General features: G+C 52.0%; 17 protein-coding genes. 9 read left to right on the top strand and 8 right to left on the bottom strand.

Features of this window, described 5'->3' with window-relative positions; genetic code table 11:
• The first annotated feature begins 18 nt into the window (after positions 1–18).
• Complete coding sequence (locus ACO0LK_RS18710) at positions 19–480, top strand: chemotaxis protein CheW (RefSeq protein ID WP_422977680.1); 462 nt, start codon at positions 19–21, stop codon at positions 478–480.
• A gap of 2 nt (positions 481–482) precedes the next feature.
• A complete protein-coding gene (locus ACO0LK_RS18705; protein ID WP_422977678.1) occupies positions 483–920 on the top strand; it encodes a chemotaxis protein CheW in 438 nt (145 codons plus the stop codon).
• A gap of 6 nt (positions 921–926) precedes the next feature.
• Here the strand turns inward: ACO0LK_RS18705 and ACO0LK_RS18700 are convergent, their stop codons facing one another.
• Entirely contained in the window at positions 927–2,270 is a 1,344-nt protein-coding gene (locus tag ACO0LK_RS18700) for a sigma-54-dependent transcriptional regulator (RefSeq protein WP_422977676.1), read from the bottom strand.
• Positions 2,267–4,156, bottom strand: coding sequence for an ATP-binding protein (locus ACO0LK_RS18695; protein WP_422977674.1), 1,890 nt, complete (start codon positions 4,154–4,156; stop codon positions 2,267–2,269). Before ACO0LK_RS18695 ends, ACO0LK_RS18700 begins: the two co-directional genes overlap by 4 nt.
• A 225-nt stretch (positions 4,157–4,381) precedes the next feature.
• Between ACO0LK_RS18695 and ACO0LK_RS18690 the strand changes: the two genes are divergently transcribed.
• From ACO0LK_RS18690 to ACO0LK_RS18680, 3 genes are all read left to right on the top strand, one after another.
• Entirely contained in the window at positions 4,382–4,921 is a 540-nt protein-coding gene (locus ACO0LK_RS18690; protein WP_422977672.1) for a hypothetical protein, read from the top strand.
• A gap of 14 nt (positions 4,922–4,935) precedes the next feature.
• The gene (locus ACO0LK_RS18685; RefSeq protein WP_422977670.1) at positions 4,936–5,856 is read left to right on the top strand and encodes a fatty acid desaturase family protein; all 921 of its coding nucleotides are present in this window, start codon (positions 4,936–4,938) and stop codon (positions 5,854–5,856) included.
• A gap of 140 nt (positions 5,857–5,996) precedes the next feature.
• Entirely contained in the window at positions 5,997–6,911 is a 915-nt protein-coding gene (locus tag ACO0LK_RS18680) for a hydroxymethylglutaryl-CoA lyase (RefSeq protein ID WP_422977668.1), read from the top strand.
• A 99-nt stretch (positions 6,912–7,010) separates the two neighbouring features.
• Here the strand turns inward: ACO0LK_RS18680 and ACO0LK_RS18675 are convergent, their stop codons facing one another.
• From ACO0LK_RS18675 to egtD, 3 genes are read right to left on the bottom strand one after another with little or no spacing between them, the layout of a single operon-like run.
• Positions 7,011–7,301 carry a DUF427 domain-containing protein gene (locus ACO0LK_RS18675; RefSeq protein ID WP_422977666.1) on the bottom strand — a complete coding sequence of 97 codons (291 nt, stop codon included), beginning with the start codon at positions 7,299–7,301 and terminating at the stop codon, positions 7,011–7,013.
• A 5-nt stretch (positions 7,302–7,306) separates the two neighbouring features.
• Positions 7,307–8,518: an ergothioneine biosynthesis protein EgtB gene (gene egtB, locus ACO0LK_RS18670; protein ID WP_422977664.1), complete on the bottom strand. Its 1,212-nt coding sequence runs from the start codon at positions 8,516–8,518 to the stop codon at positions 7,307–7,309.
• A 22-nt stretch (positions 8,519–8,540) separates the two neighbouring features.
• The gene (egtD, locus tag ACO0LK_RS18665) at positions 8,541–9,509 is read right to left on the bottom strand and encodes an L-histidine N(alpha)-methyltransferase (RefSeq protein ID WP_422977662.1); all 969 of its coding nucleotides are present in this window, start codon (positions 9,507–9,509) and stop codon (positions 8,541–8,543) included.
• 766 nt (positions 9,510–10,275) lie between these two features.
• On the opposite strand from egtD, the gene ACO0LK_RS18660 reads away from it, so the two are divergent.
• Positions 10,276–10,572, top strand: a complete 297-nt coding sequence (locus ACO0LK_RS18660) for a hypothetical protein (RefSeq protein ID WP_422977660.1) — start codon at positions 10,276–10,278, stop codon at positions 10,570–10,572.
• A 134-nt stretch (positions 10,573–10,706) separates the two neighbouring features.
• Complete coding sequence (locus ACO0LK_RS18655; RefSeq protein ID WP_422977658.1) at positions 10,707–12,896, top strand: TonB-dependent receptor plug domain-containing protein; 2,190 nt, start codon at positions 10,707–10,709, stop codon at positions 12,894–12,896.
• A 164-nt stretch (positions 12,897–13,060) separates the two neighbouring features.
• On the opposite strand, the gene gstA is transcribed toward ACO0LK_RS18655, so the two are convergent.
• Entirely contained in the window at positions 13,061–13,666 is a 606-nt protein-coding gene (gene gstA / locus ACO0LK_RS18650) for a glutathione transferase GstA (RefSeq protein ID WP_422977656.1), read from the bottom strand.
• A gap of 127 nt (positions 13,667–13,793) precedes the next feature.
• On the opposite strand from gstA, the gene ACO0LK_RS18645 reads away from it, so the two are divergent.
• Positions 13,794–14,708 carry a LysR family transcriptional regulator gene (locus ACO0LK_RS18645; protein WP_422977654.1) on the top strand — a complete coding sequence of 305 codons (915 nt, stop codon included), beginning with the start codon at positions 13,794–13,796 and terminating at the stop codon, positions 14,706–14,708.
• Here the strand turns inward: ACO0LK_RS18645 and ACO0LK_RS18640 are convergent.
• Positions 14,686–15,459: an alpha/beta fold hydrolase gene (locus ACO0LK_RS18640; protein WP_422977652.1), complete on the bottom strand. Its 774-nt coding sequence runs from the start codon at positions 15,457–15,459 to the stop codon at positions 14,686–14,688. The genes ACO0LK_RS18645 and ACO0LK_RS18640 overlap by 23 nt on opposite strands.
• Positions 15,456–16,466 carry a M14 family zinc carboxypeptidase gene (locus ACO0LK_RS18635; RefSeq protein WP_422977650.1) on the bottom strand — a complete coding sequence of 337 codons (1,011 nt, stop codon included), beginning with the start codon at positions 16,464–16,466 and terminating at the stop codon, positions 15,456–15,458. Before ACO0LK_RS18635 ends, ACO0LK_RS18640 begins: the two co-directional genes overlap by 4 nt.
• A 233-nt stretch (positions 16,467–16,699) precedes the next feature.
• Here ACO0LK_RS18635 and ACO0LK_RS18630 point away from each other — a divergent pair, with 233 nt between their 5' ends.
• Entirely contained in the window at positions 16,700–17,875 is a 1,176-nt protein-coding gene (locus tag ACO0LK_RS18630; RefSeq protein WP_422977648.1) for an aminotransferase class V-fold PLP-dependent enzyme, read from the top strand.
• The last annotated feature ends 25 nt before the right edge of the window (positions 17,876–17,900 follow it).

Here is a 17,900-nt window from a genome sequence, read left to right as displayed (position 1 = left end):
GGCGCGATGATGCCAGGCATGAGACAGGAAACCAGAAACCGTATCCTGCTGCGTATTGAAGGTTTGAAACTGATGCTGCCGCAAGGTGATATCTGCTCAGTGGAATCCGTGGTTGACATGGATATGCAGGACCCGCCAGCCCATGCACTGGGTCGCATTGCCTACCTTGGACAGCGCTGGCCGGTAGTTTGTATTGATGGCGAATTCCGCGTGCTGGACACACTACCGCCGGCACGTCGTGCCTGTGTCATGCTGGCCACCGGCAGTGGCTTTTTGGGGCTACTGTGTGATGACGTGCGGGTTTTGAACCAGCTTGATATCGCGGATTATTCCCTGCCCATGGCGATGCGCTGCAATGACACGCCGGTACAGGCATTGATGCCATTTGAATCAGGTCTGGCCTGTGTTACCGATGCCGGACGTTTATTGCAGTTCGGTGCGCTGGCTTTGGCACTGGCTCAACAGAAGCAGGAGAGGTAATCATGTCAATCGCTACTGCCTGGCTGCTGGATGTGGGGGATGGCAAACGCGTCGCCATCGGTCAGCGTGAGTTGATACAGATTATTGATGCCCCTGACAGTTTTGAAGTACCGCTAGCGCCCAGCCATATGCGCGAGGTAATCTTCTGGAAAAAACGGGTGGTGCCGGTCATGCAACTGCCGTTGCGCCTGGGTGGCCAGGCTTGCACAGGTAACATCCTGGCGCTGGTTGCTTATCATGATCAGCTCAGCAATAGCGCCGGTCTGGGGGCGATCCACCTGTCGGCACCGCCGGTGCGTGTACTGGTTGATGACAGTCAGGCCAGTGATCTCGAAGACGAACATCCAGCCTGGCAGGAAATGGCGATTTCCTGCTTTGACCAGCAGGGCAGCCGCATACCGGTATTACACCTGAGCCGTATATTTGCAGGAACGGCCTAGATTTATTCAGCGCAAGCCATGCCTGCGCATTTTATTCAGCAAGCCTACGCGTGAGATACCCAGTTGCCTGGCGGCATGCGTGTGATTGTGTTTATTGTCTTCCAGCGCAGTTACGATCAGGCGTTTCTCCAGACTGGCCACTTGCTCTTCCAGCAAACCTGCGACTTCATTTTGTGCTGGTGGCGACACTTCACCGCAGGCCAGTGCCAGATCATCTACGGCAATATCCGGTTGTTCACCTGCCAATGCGGCTGCCGTTTGCAGGCAGTGCTGTAATTCCCTGACATTACCTGGCCACGGACGCGAGCTTAACCATTCCAGTGCCGTGGCGGTAAGGCGTTTCGGCGGTGAATACCTTGCACTGATGGCTTGCGCGATGAGGGCAATGTCCTCTGCCCGGTCAGTCAATGCCGTGGTGCGCATTTGTATGCCTTTGAGACGGTAGTACAGATCATCACGGAAGCTTTTTTCTTCCACCATACTGGCAAGATCACGGTTAGTCGCTGCGACGATGCGTACATCGACATGCTGCTCTTCGCGTGCACCAACGGCAAAGAAACTGCCGGACTGCAAAAAGCGTAATAGTTTGACTTGCATGGCAAGCGGCATTTCGCCTACTTCATCCAGGAACAGGGTGCCGCCATCGGCAGCGGCAATCAGGCCTATGCGGTCGCGGTCTGCGCCGGTAAAGCTGCCCTTGCGATGGCCAAATAATTCACTCTCAAATAATTCGGCAGGTATGGCACCGCAGTGCACGGCGATAAATGATTTCGCCGCCCGTTTACCATGTGCATGCAGGGCACGTGCCACCAGTTCCTTGCCGGTACCGCTGGGGCCTGTCACCATGACGGGCACATCAGTAGGTGCAATCCGTCGTACCAGTGAACGCAATTCGTCCAGTTCCTTACTGATGCCTATGAGACCCATGGTATTGTCATCTGGTAAGGCTTTGCCGCGCCACTCTGCCAGCTCACGTTCCAGCCGGCGTTTGGTCATGGCTCTTTCCACCACTACACGCAGGATGTCGGGGTCGAGCGGCTTGGGCAAGAAATCCCAGGCCCCCAGACTGATGGCGCGCAAGGCCAGTTCCCGGTCGGCATGACCTGTCATCACCACCACCGGCACCGGGGTCAGCAGCGGCAACAGGCCCAAGCCTTCATCAGGTGTGAATGTCGGTGGCAGTGCCAGATCCAGCAAGACCAGATCAAAGCTGTTGCAGGCCAGCAGTGCGTGTACCTGTTCTGCCGTGGCGGCAAGTTTGACGGTGTAGCCCAGCCCCGCCAGCCAGTTGCCGCACAGACGTTGAAAGGCTGGTTCATCATCCACCAGCAAGATACTTTGTGTGCTCATGATGCAAGAGGTAAGTAAAGTTCAAAACAGCAGTTCCAGCCGGGGTAAGCGACCAGGCTTACTGTGCCGCCATGGGCTTCGGTCAGGCGGCGTACTATCGCCAGCCCCAGGCCGGTACCACCTGGCCTGCGTGTCTTGAAGGGTTGAAATAAATCGGCCACCAGGTCGGGCGCTACGCCTGGCCCGTTATCACATACCCGCAGCCTTGCCATGCCGATCGCAGGAATGGCTTCTGCTTCTATGCGTATGCATGGATCTGGCCGTCCACGCAACATGGCCAGGGCATTGTTCAGCAGGTTCCCCAGGATTTGTTCAGCGCGGTTGCGGTCTATGCAGACCAGCAGGCTGGTATCTACCGCCTGTTCTATCTGCACGCCAGCAGCCATGGCGGTTTTTGACTGGTTGCTCACCAGGCTGTTGAGTAATTCGGCCATGCTCACATCCTGACAATTCAGCCGGACCTCGCCAGAATAACTGAGCAGATCCTGAATCAGGTGATCGGCCCTTTCTATTTGCGTGCGAATTTCTGCGCGTGCGTCTGATGGGCTGGATACGGCTGCCATGCTGATGATATTCAGGGGATTGCGTAACTCGTGTGCTACCGTCGCTGCCAGTCCGCCCAGTTCCAGCAGATGTGCTTGTTGCAGGCGCTGTTTTTCCTGTTCTGCATAGCGCAGCAACTGATCCAGCCGTCCTGCTGCTGCCACCAGCAGTTCGGCAAAAACGGCACCGACTTTTTGCACGCTGGGGGTGGCACCTTCCCAGCCGGGTAAAGCATAATTCCAGGTCGCTTGTCCTGTCTTACGTTCAGAGATACGGTAACAATGCACACAGGGCTGTCCTGGCAAGGCGCTTGCCATCTGATCGCCGGGTGCGATCAGAACCGGCATGGGTTGCTGTAAATGGGTTTCCAGCAGCCTGGTGGCGATGCTGGCGAGTTGCTCCCAACTGGCAGCGGCTTCCAGTTGCTGACGCCATTGTGCGAGTACCTCGGCTTCCAGGTGTGCACCGGGGAAGATCAGTTTTTCCATGATGCGGCGAGTCGGTCTTTCCATTGTCACCATACTTAACAGCATGACGGTACCCAGCAGCCACAATTGCCACAACGGAATCGCTGCCAGTGCCGTAATACCGGTACGGGCCACCAGACTCAGCAACAGGCTGACGATGGCAACTGTGATGACACCCAGAGCCAACCAGGCGAGCAGACGATTGGCCCACAGATTGACTGCCATCAAGTCGTAACGCAGTATGCCGAACACCAGCAATACGGCATAAAACGGCAGCAAGATCACACTGTAAGGAAAAATCGGAATATTGAATGAGGCATTCAAAAACATCAACGTCGATGCCGATCCCCATACGCCAGACAGGCACAGTGCCAGGATTTGCCGGCGTTTTTTAAGTGCTGCCGCTGGCCAGGCCAACAACAGCACGATATATGCCCATATGCTCAGGCCACTGACGAACAGGCCAGGTATCCAGCCCCAGACTGGAAATACGTAATAGCGTTTGAATTCCAGCCAGGGCAACAACTGTCCCATATCAAATATCGCCAGACCAATTACGATCGCGGCTGCGATGGCATACCAGATCAGTAACTGCCGCGTCCGCAGGTAGCCCAGAAAGCTGTACACGAAATGCAGAAAGAAGACTGCATTCAGCGGGCCGGTATTGACCAGCATTTTTCCAAACTGGCCCAGATCATGATCACCAAGATTGATCGCCAGTTGTCCACAAGCCCAAATGCCTATCCAGAGACAAAATAGGGCAAGGGCCTTCATGCCGGGTTGCCGTCCTGCTTTTACCCATAGCCAGATAGCCAGCAAGGGGCTGACACAGCCTTGTAGCGCGAGCGAGAAAAAATAAAGTCTATAGGCATCCATGGCTGATAGTTGTCAACAATCTTGATAGTAATTTGGGGCCAACTATATAGCAAACTTACAGCTGGTGTTGGGTCTTTACATTAATTTCTTTAAGAAACAATGACTTAGAAAAAATCTTCAGATGGCATGTCGCTTGCGAATACGGTATCAGGCAGCTTCTGCATTTCACATACCAGGTCTGCCGCACAAATGAACCGTTTTTACTTATTGCGCCAGAAAGCCATCATGAATATTCCTACTAATTCCATCGTTCATTTTCCCATCCTGTCGCGTGCCAATCTGATCAAGCTGAACCGTCTGCTGGCGTGGACCATGCTGGTGACACCACTTATACAATTTTTTGTTCACGCACCTATCGCCAATTGTCTGTTGCTGGATGTTGGCTTGCTGATTGCACATGCAATATTGTCGCTGTATCTGTTTGGTGTCCCCAAAGTCAAAGGCGAAAAATTTAATTTTGCCATGCATGTAATGGGTTTTCGTATGTCAGGTTTGAGTCCGCGCAATGTGTTCTTGTTGACTGGTTATCGGATTGTCCTGGGTATTGCCGCATTGTTGTCATTTTTTGTGCCAGGTGGCTGGGTCATAGCGTTGTTGCTTGTTTATCCTCTGGTCCGGATGTCGATTTCGGTTATGCAACATCTGTATGCTGCAATTGTGTATGCATTTCAACGTTGGGGGATCAGAAAAGCGGGGACGGAATGGACGTTCATCATCATTATCTTTTACGTCTATTTATTCATATTTAATTTGTTGCGTGCTTAAGCGGGAGAGCACGTATGACTACCATTCAATTATTGCATCCGGCCGTTTCTATTAACACCCGCGCTGCCGCTTCACCTATATTTATCCCGATAGCACAACCAGCACATGGGAATGGGCACGGCCATCTTAATCGTCGTGAAGCTGGCTTACCCAGCCTGAGCAAACTGGGTGGTGATTTGCTGGTGGCAAGCAGAATGCAGCGAGTGATATGGCCCTTATTACCCTTGTTGACACTCGCAGGGTTTGTGGTGATCTACATCAGACATCTGTATCTGCTGTTGCCGCTGATCTTTCTGGTTCATTTCCTGATATCGGTCACCTTCACCCATGATGTACTGCATGGTGCCGCCGGATTCAAACCACGTACCACTGAGTGGGTATTGTTTGGCATGAGCCTGTTATTGCTGGAAAGCGGTCATGCTTTCCGCCAGGCGCATTTGCACCACCATAGCCACTGTCTGGAAGAGAACGATTTTGAAGGTAGTCCTGCACGCATGCGTTTTTTGCAGGCCCTGGCAATCGGCCCACTATATCTCGTAAAACACTGGCGGCATGCGTATGGACTGGCCAAAAGCCAGCAGCAAAAACGCTGGATGCTGGTCGAGCTGTTTATTCCTGTCCTGTTCCTGATCATGGCCATCATGCTGTCCTCAATAACCATGGCACCGCTGATTTATTTTATTTTTATGTGGCTAGGCAGTTGCCTGTACCCTATCACAACGGCCTGGCTGCCTCATTTCAGGCCCAGCAATGCCTTATTGGGGCAAGCCAGAAGCTTGCGTGGCAAGATTATTCCTGCCCTGTTATGCAACCTGTCTTATCACCTTGAACACCATCTGTACCCTCAGGTGCCCAGCTATAATTTACCGCGGCTGGCAGAAAAGCTTGATCCTTATTTTGAGAAGTTGGGCGTGTCGTTGTTGCATGTCGTGTAATTATTTCCACCTTGCGGGGCAAATCACTGGTCTGCGGGTAAAATGTAGTTATAGAACTTATTTCAGCTCATTTGAGCAAGGTGAGTGAGAGGCGCAAACTTGTCAGCCGGAATCGTTGCTGGCATATAAAGGAAAAACAGATGAACACCTCATTGCCGCAGCAAGTCAAAATCGTTGAAGTCGGACCACGTGATGGTTTGCAAAATGAAAAAGAAAGCATTCCTGCCGACGTCAAGATCGAACTGGTCAATCGTCTGACCGCAGCCGGTTTTGTGAATATAGAAGCAGCCTCTTTTGTATCGCCAAAATGGGTCCCACAAATGGCGACTTCAGCAGAAGTCATGGCTGGTATTACACGCAAGCCTGGCATTATTTATTCTGTGCTGACACCGAATATGAAGGGCTTTGAAGCGGCGCTGGCAGCCGGTGCCGATGAAGTGGTGATTTTCAGTTCGGCTTCTGAAGCCTTTGCGCAAAAAAATATCAATTGCTCGATTGCCGAATCGATAGAACGTTTTCGTGATGTGGCGCAGGCAGCAAAACAGCACAAGCTGCGCCTGCGTGGCAGCATTAGTTGTTCTTTCGGTTGCCCATATCAGGGAGAAGTTGCCGTGGACAGCGTGTCTGATGTGGTCAAACGCATGCGCGATCTGGGTTGCGATGAAATCGATATTGCCGATACCATCGGTGTGGGCACGGCCTGGCAGGTTCAGACTGTCATGCAGCGCGTGGCCGAAGATTTTCCTATTGCAGCCTTGTCCGGCCATTTCCATGATACCTATGGCCAGGCACTGGCAAATATCTATGCCAGCCTGGAAGTCGGTATCTCGATTTTCCATTCATCTGTCGCTGGCCTGGGTGGTTGCCCTTATGCCAAAGGGGCGACCGGCAATGTGTCCACCGAAGATGTCCTGTTCCTGATGCAGGGTCTGGGTATACATACCGGCATAGACCTGGATGCCGTGGTTGATGCCGGGCAATTTATTTCCGCGCATCTGGGTCGCAAAGCGGTCAGCCGCGCCGGCAATGCACTGGCGGCAAAACGTCTGGGCTGACAAGTGCTAAGCAATACATGGCAAGTTCGAGGCGAGATGCACTGAGCTTCTCGCCCGATTTTTTGATGGCACAAACAAGACCTGAAGCCATACGCGTGTTCAGGATGACACTTCTACCCCACGCCAGAAGGCGATGAAACCGGCTATTTCTTTGGCCGCATCCTTGGGGGTGGGATATGTCCAGGCGGCGTCGGTGTTGACCTGTTCATTGACGACGATGTCGTAGTAACTGGCGGTACCTTTCCAGCCGCAAACCGTGTGTTTTTCGCTTTCACGCAAATATTCCTGATGCACGCTTCTCATCGGGAAATAGATATTGCCTTCCACCTTGACGATTTCAGCATCCGTGGCCTGGGCGATGACGGTATTTTTCCATTTTGCTGTGGGCATAAAAATTACTCCTCAGGGTCTTGCTGTGAACGGGCCAGGCGCAGGCCAGTGAGTTGCCAGCGCGCCGTCGCCGGGAAGAAATTGCGATAACTGTTGCGGCTATGTCCTGCCGGAGTGAAGGCAGACGCGCCGCGCAAGACATATTGATTGACCATGAATTTGCCATTGTATTCGCCGACGGCACCGGTGGCTGGCACAAAGCCGGGGTAGGGGCTGTAACTGCTGCTGGTCCATTGCCAGCAAGAATCAAATAGCTGACTCAGCTGGCCTTCTGTTTCGTGCTGGCTGGCAGCGTATTCCCATTCGGCTTCGGTCGGCAAGCGCGCATCGGCCCAGACTGCATAGGCACTGGCTTCAAAATAAGACAGATGGCTGACAGGATGTTGCAATTTCAGGGCTTGCAGGCCATACAGGGTAAATTCCTGCCAGCCTTGCGGATCAGTATGCCAGTACAGCGGATGTTGCAAGTCATGCTGGCGCACCCAATCCCAGCCTTCGGCCAGCCACAATGCGGGCTTGCGGTAACCGCCATCATTCACGAAGGCCAGGTATTCAGCATTGCTGATAAGACGTGTGGCAAGCTGGAAGGGCTCCAGAAACTGGCGGTGGCGCGGGCTTTCATTATCAAAGCTAAAGCCTGTGCCTTGATGACCTATTTCACAAAGACAGGCATCATAATTTTGCCAGGCCAGCGTCGTACATGTTGCCACTGATGGCAGCAGGTCGGCGGGGCTTGCATACAGTGCCGGGTTAAGCGGATTGCAGGACAGCAGGTGCTTGACATCTGTTAACATCAGTTCCTGGTGCTGCTGTTCATGTTGCAGACCCAGTTCCAATAATTGGAAAAAATATGGGTCATGGATGCTGTCACAACATCGCAGTATGCGTACATCGACCTGTTGCCGGTAAGCCAGCACCATGTCTAAAGGAGGACGGGTTAGCAGGCCGCGCTGCGGGCGTGGATGTTTTTCGCCTATGCCGTTGTAATACGAATTGAAAAGAACACGAAAGTCATGGTGAAATGGCTGGAAATGCTCTTCAAACTGTTCCAGGATGAAGGTTTCAAAAAACCAGGTAGTATGTGCCAGATGCCATTTGATGGGGCTGGCATCGGGCATGGATTGGGCCATGCAATCTTCTGCTGACAGGGGGGCTGCAATCGCAAGCGAGCGTTGACGTACCTGCTGCCAGCGATCAATGATGTCTGCGTGCTGCATGCGATGGTTCTCCTGGTGTGGCTCAGGCTGCTTTGGCATAAATTACGGCAAACCATGCGTTGGCATCGGTCCAGTGGCTGACATGTGAAAAGCCTGCTTCTGTCAGCAAGTTCACAAAACTGTCTATGCTGTATTTATAACTGTTTTCGGTATGGATGTGTTCATCCCTGATGAAATTCCGGTACCCGCCTGGCCAACTGACGCGGATATTTTCCCTGGCGCGTAAATGCATTTCTATGCGTGATTTGGCGGTATTGAAATACGCCTCATGCTGCCATTGGCGCACATCAAAGTCGCTGTGTAATAAGTGATTGATGTGTCGCAGCAAATTGAGGTTGAATGCTGCCGTCACACCCAGGGTATCGGCATAGGCATCATCCAGCAGTGCCTTGTCCTTGATCAGGTCGACCCCGATCAAAATGCCACCATTAGCATCACAGGCCGCGCGCAAATGCCGCAGGAAAGTCAGCGCCTGATGCGGTTCAAAATTACCGATGGAAGAACCGGGATAAAAAAACAGGCGCTTTTCATTGCGTACTTCGGCGGGCAGTTGCCAGTCTTGCGACAAATCCAGCCCTAGCGCCGTCATTTCTATGTGCGGGAAACGCTGTTGCAGACGCCGTACGGCATCCTGCAAATGATGGACAGAAATATCGATGGGTACATACTGATCAGGATGCAGGACTGGGAACAGGCGCGCTGCCTTGGCGCAATTGCCAGCGCCAAGATCAATCAGGCTGCCGCCAGAACCGATGACATGCGCCATGTCGGCCATGTGACGGGTGAAAATTTCTGCTTCGGTGCGGGTTGGATAATATTCTGGCAGTACGCAAATGGCTTCAAACAATACTGAACCGACCGCATCATAAAAATACTTGGGCGATGTGTGGGCAGCATCGGCCAGCAGGCCGGTTTCCAGTTCATGGATGATGTGTGCCGGTGTCGTGCGTTCTGCGGTGGTGGCGCTGTTCAAACGGTTTGATTCGGGCATGGTCGTCAGGTCAAGAAATTCAATCGGCAAACCGCATGGGCCTGTTTTTGATACTTGGTAATGCCTTTCCAATTCAGCGCCGTCTGTGCGGGGCTTGCGGTGAAGTATTGTTACTGAATCAAGGTGGGGCTTAGTGTACAACTTATCGGATAAAAAATCCTGAGGGGGCTTATTTGGCTCAATATACGTAAATTTACAGCATTGATCATGACGTCATTCCAGCGTGTTTTTGGCTGGAATCCAGTGGCGTTTGTTGCAGGTTGCAAACTGCTTCCAATCAGATTTGCATAGGTCCGGTTTTTTCAGTGCAAAAATTGGAAATGTCTACAACTGGCTCTCCATGCAGTGTGCGAATTTTTGCCTCCCATTCAGGTCAGACCAGGTTGAACGCAGGCGTCCTATCAGGAGTCCTTGCAGGTTAATGGCGGCTAAAAGTACTGTTATTTAAGCCCGAAGGTACTGGAATTTGCGTAATAAAACATTGCAAAAAATAATTCTTTAAACATATTTTTTGATGCAAAAAATGCTTTATATTCGGGTTTAGTCCATTGAAGCTAGTTCAATAGATAACTTTCTGTCGCAAATCAGTTCTTCTGTTTGTGTTTTGTCTGGCCCGCATTGGAATCTATGAACGGAGGAAACACTGATTGTTGGTTAGTACCTGCGCGGGATATTGCAAGTGATAGTCGGCTCAACCAGGAAAGTCATCTCGTGATGAGATTACTTTTTTGAATTTCCCATAAAAATACCAAGAGAAATTTCAAACGTGAAAATTAAAAAAATTCAATTATTGATTCTGGCTTGCGCTTTGATCCTGTCTACATCTGCCTGGACACAAATGAGGGCATCTACCCGTAGTGACTGTAAAAATAAATGTAATTCTACTTTACTAAAATTCCCAAAATTTAGTGGTGAACTCACCAAAATACGGGAAGCCATTGCAAAAGAAACAGACCCTGAGAAACTTCAAGAATTGCGTCAAAAAGAAAAAGAAGAATTTGAACGGGCAACACAAAAAGTAGAAGACGCCTGCGAGGAGATTTGTCAGCATAACCCAGAGTGAAAGTACTTCACCTCGTCTTGTATCGTTTTAGACAATACATAATTTTTTCTGCTACACCTTTAACATTTCAATGTGGAGATGAAATGGTCGGGTTCTTTGTGGGGCCCCGACCATATTTTTTTATGAATAAAAAAATGAATGCAGCATGTAGCCTGCTACTGATCAGCGGATCGGTTTGGGCAGCAGATAACAAGCAACCACCAGCACCACCAGCACCACCAGCACAGCAAGCACAACAGGTTATAGTCAGTGGTGCGCAAACCGACATCGAAGCTGCACGTGATTTTGTCGCAGGCAAGCTGATTATCGGCCGCAAACAGATCGAACAGAGTGGCTTACAAAATGTCTCAGAAATCCTCAAGCGCGAACCTGCCATTACGGTAGGCAAGGATGGTCGCCTCAGTTTGCTGGGCTTGCCTGGTTATACCCAGATTTTGCTCGACGGACTCCCTCCTGCTGGTAAGTCACCTTTAGAGCTGGATTTGATACAGGTCGATAAAATCGAGATTATCAAATCGGCGACGGCAGAGACCGGCCCTTTCGGGATCGCAGGGACGATTAATGTGATCAGCCGCAAGATCGAACGTAAAAGCGTGCAGCAAGTTCGTCTTGGTGTGACTGGGGTGGCTGGTGAGTACGGCGGCAATGCATCGTGGATGATGAACCAGTTCAGTCCAGATAGCCCCTGGAGTCTGAATCTGAGTGTCAGCGCCAGGAACAGTCGCAGCCCGCGTTCAGGTAGCGATCAACAAATACTGATCAGCCAGGCAGGTTTTCAGCCGCAATTTAATGCCCAGCGCAACTCGATAAGAACGGATGAATTTTTAACTCTGACAAGTGAACTCGCGTATACATTCGGTACCGGAAATAATCTCAGCTTCAAGCCGGATTACGGCCAGATAAAACAGGACCAAACCAGAGCAGAACAAAGAAACTGGAGCGACGGACGATTACAGCAGACCAATCAACGCGGAACCAGCAGCCTGAACGGATATGCATTGCCATTTAGCTGGACCTACGATGCAGGAGATGCAGGTCAACTGGATGCCAGTTTGCGTTACAACCAGATGCAACTCAGCGGTGACACCTTGCGTATCGATCAGGGTACTGCGATAGCTTATGCCGTTCGTCGTCAGTTGCAAATTGATGATCAAACCAGTTATATCCTGTTATTGAATTACCGTAACAGTTTTAGTGGCGGGCATACTGTCAAATCTGGCTTGCAATGGATACATGGCAGCCACGACATCAATCGCGCTTATTGGCTCAATGACCAGCCGGATACCAGTCTTTCTGCATTGAGCAAGCAAAGTCTGGCCCGGGACGATAAATTGCGCATCTTTGTCCAGGATGACTGGCGCTTGAATAAAACACTTGCACTCAACGGTGGGGTTTCAGTCGAAGACCAGGTATTGAAATTTAATGAAGGGGGCATCCGGAGTCAGTCGAATTTCCGGGTCTGGTCACCGTCTTTTCATTTGGCAAAAAAACTGGAGGGCGATCAGAAGCGTCAGTTCCGCCTCTCGGTAGCACGCAGCTTCAAGGCACCCAGCTACGACCAATTGCTATTGCAGCCGGTCATAGATCCTTTCGCGCCTTGTATTACTCCGGCGGGCTGTGGCAGCAACACGATCGATACTGCCGATAGCATGGGGAATCCGAATTTGCAGCCAGAAAGGGCACTGGCTTTCAATCTGAGTTATGAACATGGTCTGAGTAGTGATAGCCAAATCAGTATTGAGGCCTACTCACGCCAGATTGAAAAGAAAATTGGCAACGAAATATTGTTGACCACGGTGCCTTGGGCGACCGTGCCACGCTATGTGCAAAGACCGGCGAATCTTGGTAGTGCATCTATTTACGGCATAAGTTTCGACTGGCGTGTCGCCTTGACCGATATTGCGAAAGCCGCGCCCAAAGTGGATCTGCGCGGCAGCTTTGGATTCGCGCATTCGGTGTTGAGCGATGTACCGGGGCCAGATAATCATCTGGATGGTCAGTTGCCGTGGCGAGCCAAAATAGGCATGTCGTACAAGCTTGAAAACCTGCCGGTCAAAGTTGATGTCGATGCGAACTGGCTGCCCGCAGATTGGACACGGAATAATCTGACGCAGAGAACCTATGAATCACGACAAAGAACGCTGACAGCGAACGCAGCCTGGACAGTGAACCCTGATCTGCGGGTGATTATGAATCTCGACAATATGTTTGCACCACAGTCAGAGACGATACGCGAATACATACTGCCTGGTGCCACTGTACAGACGCGTTCACAGAACTCATCATTTACACGTGTCGGTCTGCGTTTGGAATTAAAACTTTAAGCTTGCAGGCAAAGGCATGTCAGCTATTCGTCTGAGGCAAGGCAATTCGCAAGCGTCTGAGAATAATGATGTCGTGGCGCGCAATTCTTATTTTTATCCATTGAATGTAACAACGAAAGCCGGCTGTTGGTAGCCGGCTTTTTGTTGCCGACGAGCTGTCGGTATCAGACCGGCAAGCCTTCAGCTCTTAATGCTGCCTGCACATGGGGTCTGGCTTTGACATTGGCGATGAAGCCTTGCAAATGTGCAAAGTCGCTGATATCCAGGTTCACGTGCCTGGCCCAGCCGCTTACCGTGAACAGGTAGGCATCGGCTACGGTAAAGGTGTCGCCGGTCAGGTAGCTACGGCCTTCCAGGCGGCTGTTGACCCAGGCGAATTTCTTGCGCAGCAAGCCTGCGATCAGGGTTTTACCTTCGGCGTTCATGGCCGGGTCAAACAGCGGGGCGAAGGATTTGTGCAATTCTGATGTGATGTAGTTCTGCCATTCAAGTACACGGTACCGTGCCATGCCAGAGGCTGGCAGTAAATCACGGTTTTCTGCACGTTCGACGACGTATTGGGCAATGATGGAACCTTCTGTCAGTATCTGGCCATCGTCCAGTTCCATGGTTGGTACCTGGCCTTTGGGATTGATGCTGTAAAAATCCACGCCATCCGCAGTTTTATGGGTAGAGGTATCGATTTTTTGCAGGCTGAAATCGAGGCCGGCTTCACGCAGGATGATGTGTGGGGACAGGGAGCAGGCACCGGGAGAGAAATAGAGTTTCATGGTTTTGGTCTTTCGGTAAGTGGGTAAGGACTGCGCTGTCATGGTGACAGGGCATGGCTGCATACTATGCCAAACCAAATAGTTGATAAACTAGGTAAAAGTTACTTTATAAATTACATGGTGTAATGTGAATCGACATTTTGCGGATGTATTGCTGGGCAGCATAGAATTGTTTTGCCTGGCGGCCGAGCTGGAAAGCTTCAAGGATGCGGCCAATGCGGCAGGGCTGACCCCGGCAGCGGTCAGCCGTTCCATAGCCAGGCTGGAAGAGCGCATAGGCGTGCGCCTGTTTGTCCGCACCACACGGCAATTGCGCCTGACCGAAGCCGGGCGCGCCTATTTTGTGCAGTGCCGTCAGGCCTTGAATCAACTGGTGGAAGCCGAGCGTGAAGTCTCTGGCCAACAAATGCAGCCTGCCGGTCTGGTGCGTATCAGCATGCCTACGCCGTATGGGCATTATCGGGTATTGCCCTTGCTGGCAAAGTTTCGTCAGATTTACCCATTGGTCAAACTGGATTTGCAACTGAGCAACCGCAATGTTGACTTTACTGCGGATGGTTTTGATCTGGTGATACGTGGCCGTATCCCGCCAGATTCAGGCATGATTGCACGTCGCCTGGAAGACACGAAGGTCGTGGTCTGTGCCACGCCAGAATATTTACAGCGTGCCGGTGTACCAACAAAGCTTGAAGACCTGGACCAGCATGAATGTCTGCAATTTGTCTTGCCCAGTGCGGGGCAAAACATTGTCTGGATATTCAAACGTGATGGTGAGGATATAGACTGGCCAACCAAGGGTGGCCTCACCTGTTCGGAAGACTTGCTGGGCATCATTACCCTGGCAAAGCATGGTGCGGGCTTGTTGCAGGCATCGCGCTTCATGGTGGAAGACGATTTACGCGCCGGGCGGCTGGTGGAGGTGTTGCAGGAATTTAGCGGGCGAACACGGCCGTTTTCACTCCTGTACCCGCGTGACCGTCATCTACCTTTGCGGGTCAGGGTATTCATTGATTTTCTGATTACAGAACTGGCGGGGAACTAAAATCGGCCTGCCACGCCAGCACCTGCTGTATCACCCACGTCGCATCATCCAGCGGTAAATCATGACCGGCTGTGGGGTGCAGATGCAGGGAGCAGTGCCACTGCCGGGCCAGCCTGCGTGAACAAGTGACATTGACCAGCCTGTCATGTTCACCCGCGAGTAACAGTAGCGGAACTTTGCCCGAGTAGGGTGGCGCACGAAAACGCATAGCAGCCAGCAACTGCCGCAGGATATTGCCAACGCTGATAGGGTTTTTCTGCGCATAAGCAGTCCAGCGTGCCACGATGTCTTTACTCTGTTCTTCCGTATGCAGATTGCTTGTGATACGCAAGATCAATTGTTCACGCTGACTGCGTGATCCAAATAACATGGTGGCAATCAGGGCTGGGTAATTGGCTGGCCTCAGCCTGTGGTAAAAGGGATTATGCGGTGCCACGCTGGTATTGATCAGCACCATACGTTGCAAGTCTTCTGGATATCTGTTTGCCCAGGCCAGGGCCACCATAGCCCCTAGTGAAACTGCCAGTATTTGTACAGGTTCTGACACCCCTTGTGCCTGTAATTGCTGGTGGCAGTAATCAGCCATCGCATCTACGCTGCTGAGACTATGCTCTGCATGCAATTGCCCATTGCCAGGAAAATCCAGGCATAACACGCGTCCGGCACCTGCTGCCTGCTGAAAGCGCGCAGGAAAATCGCCCCAATGCCTGCTCTCGCGCATCAGCCCACGCAATAACACCCAGGTCGTCATGGCCTGTACCAGCGCGCCACAGCACGCTCTTGCAGGCGCAGACGGGTTGGCCCCTTGGCCAGCCATTGCGCGTGGCCGCAAGTTGCCCGCATCAGGAAATCCAGCCAGGAATTATGCCGGCGCAAGACGCGGCTTAATCTGTGCTGTGCCACCGGGTTGAACATGCCATGCCGCGAAAATAACTGACGCGGATTTTTCTTCACCCATAACCATGATCCCATTTCCAGCGTCAGCGGCAAAAAGGTCTTGCTGCTGTCCTGTTGCGCCTGCAAATATAAATAATCCCAGACATCACCATGGGTGCGGTATTGTAGGCTCTGTGGCTCGAACAGGTAAGAATGATTGGGGTGGGTTTGCTCGAATAATTCTTCCAGTGCCAGGATGTCTGCCAGATGGTCAATAGGATGAACGCTGTGCGCATGCGGGAACCAGACACGGTCACGCAAGCCAAAGCCAGAATGGCAATCTATCGCCATGCTGAAAGGGCGTGACAGCAATTCTTGCTGCACGGTGCGGCATAGCGCCAGGTTTTCTGCTTCCATGTCCGCACCAGCAGCACCGCGATACCAGGGCAGGTGCGGGCTATAGCGATGGCCACCCAGCAGGAAGGGTACCTTGTCCAGAGCTTCCACCGGCGCATTGCGCATCAGGTCAACGCCACTGGGATTGCAGCGGGTAGATTGCCACATGCCACCGGGATTGATCAGCGGCATGAACACCAAGCGCACATCCTGCAACATATGTTGCAGACTTTTATCCCACGACAGGCGTGTCAGCAGACCGCGCAAAAAAGACAGCAAGACTTGCGTGCCTATACGTTCCAGCCCGTGTATGCCACCAAAAAAACCAATGGCTGGAGCGCTGGCATCGGGATTGCCAAGCGCCAGTTTATACACGGGGAATTGCTTGTGCCTGACCGCTACCTCACACAAGACCTCCACCTCCAGCTGTCCGCGGCCAAGGGCGATAATGCGTTCCAGTTCATTCAGTTCAGGCAGGGCAGACATGTGCAAGTGCTTAAAAGTTAACCACGCCATGCTAGAGGAGCTATACGCAGAATGCAAGGAGGAAGCGGCCTTGACGTCAAACTGGGCAATTATGACCAACACATTACGGTATTCGGGTGTATAGGGAACTTTTCGTCCACCCGGCTCTCTGCATATAGAATGACTGTTGAAGTCAGGTTTTTACTGACACTGAAGACTTATACAAATGACGTACACAAATTAAGGAGTTGCTTTTGTCCAGTCAATTGAAGAACATCGCTGCCGACGATGAGGCCTATTGGTCCGACATTCGTTCGCAGTACACCGTATCCTCTGATTTCATCAATCTGGAAAACGGCTATTTCGGCGTGCAGGCGCGGCCGGTGTTTGAAGCTTTCCAGCGCTATCAGGCGCAGGTGAATGCCGAGACGTCGTATTTCTTGCGGGTACGTTACGCGCCCCTGTTCGTGCAAGTCATGCAGGCGCTGAAGGATTTTTGCGGGGTGGATGACGGTGAACTGGTGCTGACCCGCAATCTGATCGAGGGCATGAATATCCTGCTACAGGGTTACCCTTTGCAGGCTGGTGATGAAGTCATACTCGCCACGCATGATTACGATCTTGTCATTGATACTCTGCTGATGCTGGAAAAGCGCAAGCAGATACATCTGCGGCATTTGCAGTTGCCGTTTGACCCTGCCAGTGATGAAGCGATTGTCGCCCAATATGAGCAGGCGATTACGCCCAGGACCAAACTCATCCTAGTTACCCATATGGTACACAGGACAGGGCAGATCATGCCGGTGGCCAAGATTACTGCGATGGCCAGACGGCATGGGGTGGATGTCATGGTCGATGCAGCGCATTCTTTTGCGCATCTGAATTACCGCATGACTGAGCTGGGCGCTGACTTTGTTGCGGTGAATCTGCATAAATGGCTGGGCGTGCCGCTGGGTGTGGGCATGCTGTATATACGCAAGCACAGGGTGGCAGACATTGCGCCGCTGTTCGGCAATGCCAAATTTGCCGATGATGAAATTTTCAAATTCACACAAGTGGGCACGGTGCCGCCAGCAAATATTTTGACGGTGGTCGACGCGCTGAAATTTCATGACTCCATCGGTTCAGCCAATAAGGAAGAGCGCCTGCGTTACCTGACGCAATACTGGGTGAGCCAGGTGCGTGGCCTGCCTGATGTGCGCATCATGACGCCGACCGATCCACAACGATCCTGCGCCATTGCCGGTTTTGGTATCGCCGGTAATTCCGGCCATGCCATCGTTGATTATCTGATGCGCGAGCACAAGATATTCACCGTCACGCGTGACCTGGATGGGCATGACATCGTCAGGGTGACGCCGCATCTGTACACCAGCCTGGAAGATCTCGACAAGCTGGTGGCAGCGATCAGGCAACTGACGCAAGCCTGATCTGGGTGCTTGATGTAGAGATCGG

Source organism: Undibacterium sp. Ji49W, assembly GCF_049340205.1.
Classification (GTDB): Bacteria; Pseudomonadota; Gammaproteobacteria; order Burkholderiales; family Burkholderiaceae_D; genus Undibacterium.
Note: the sequence above shows the minus strand (reverse complement) of the source record. Positions and strands in the feature narration are given on the sequence as shown.

Excerpts from the sequence above, each read along its gene's own strand:
- ACO0LK_RS18710 (WP_422977680.1), top strand. The coding sequence starts at position 19 with ATGAGACAGGAAACCAGAAACCGTATCCTGCTGCGTATTGAAGGTTTG.
- ACO0LK_RS18705 (WP_422977678.1), top strand. The coding sequence starts at position 483 with ATGTCAATCGCTACTGCCTGGCTGCTGGATGTGGGGGATGGCAAACGC.
- ACO0LK_RS18700 (WP_422977676.1), bottom strand. The coding sequence starts at position 2,270 with ATGAGCACACAAAGTATCTTGCTGGTGGATGATGAACCAGCCTTTCAA.
- ACO0LK_RS18695 (WP_422977674.1), bottom strand. The coding sequence starts at position 4,156 with ATGGATGCCTATAGACTTTATTTTTTCTCGCTCGCGCTACAAGGCTGT.
- ACO0LK_RS18690 (WP_422977672.1), top strand. The coding sequence starts at position 4,382 with ATGAATATTCCTACTAATTCCATCGTTCATTTTCCCATCCTGTCGCGT.
- ACO0LK_RS18685 (WP_422977670.1), top strand. The coding sequence starts at position 4,936 with ATGACTACCATTCAATTATTGCATCCGGCCGTTTCTATTAACACCCGC.
- ACO0LK_RS18680 (WP_422977668.1), top strand. The coding sequence starts at position 5,997 with ATGAACACCTCATTGCCGCAGCAAGTCAAAATCGTTGAAGTCGGACCA.
- ACO0LK_RS18675 (WP_422977666.1), bottom strand. The coding sequence starts at position 7,301 with ATGCCCACAGCAAAATGGAAAAATACCGTCATCGCCCAGGCCACGGAT.
- egtB (WP_422977664.1), bottom strand. The coding sequence starts at position 8,518 with ATGCAGCACGCAGACATCATTGATCGCTGGCAGCAGGTACGTCAACGC.
- egtD (WP_422977662.1), bottom strand. The coding sequence starts at position 9,509 with ATGCCCGAATCAAACCGTTTGAACAGCGCCACCACCGCAGAACGCACG.
- ACO0LK_RS18655 (WP_422977658.1), top strand. The coding sequence starts at position 10,707 with ATGAATGCAGCATGTAGCCTGCTACTGATCAGCGGATCGGTTTGGGCA.
- gstA (WP_422977656.1), bottom strand. The coding sequence starts at position 13,666 with ATGAAACTCTATTTCTCTCCCGGTGCCTGCTCCCTGTCCCCACACATC.
- ACO0LK_RS18640 (WP_422977652.1), bottom strand. The coding sequence starts at position 15,459 with ATGACGACCTGGGTGTTATTGCGTGGGCTGATGCGCGAGAGCAGGCAT.
- ACO0LK_RS18635 (WP_422977650.1), bottom strand. The coding sequence starts at position 16,466 with ATGTCTGCCCTGCCTGAACTGAATGAACTGGAACGCATTATCGCCCTT.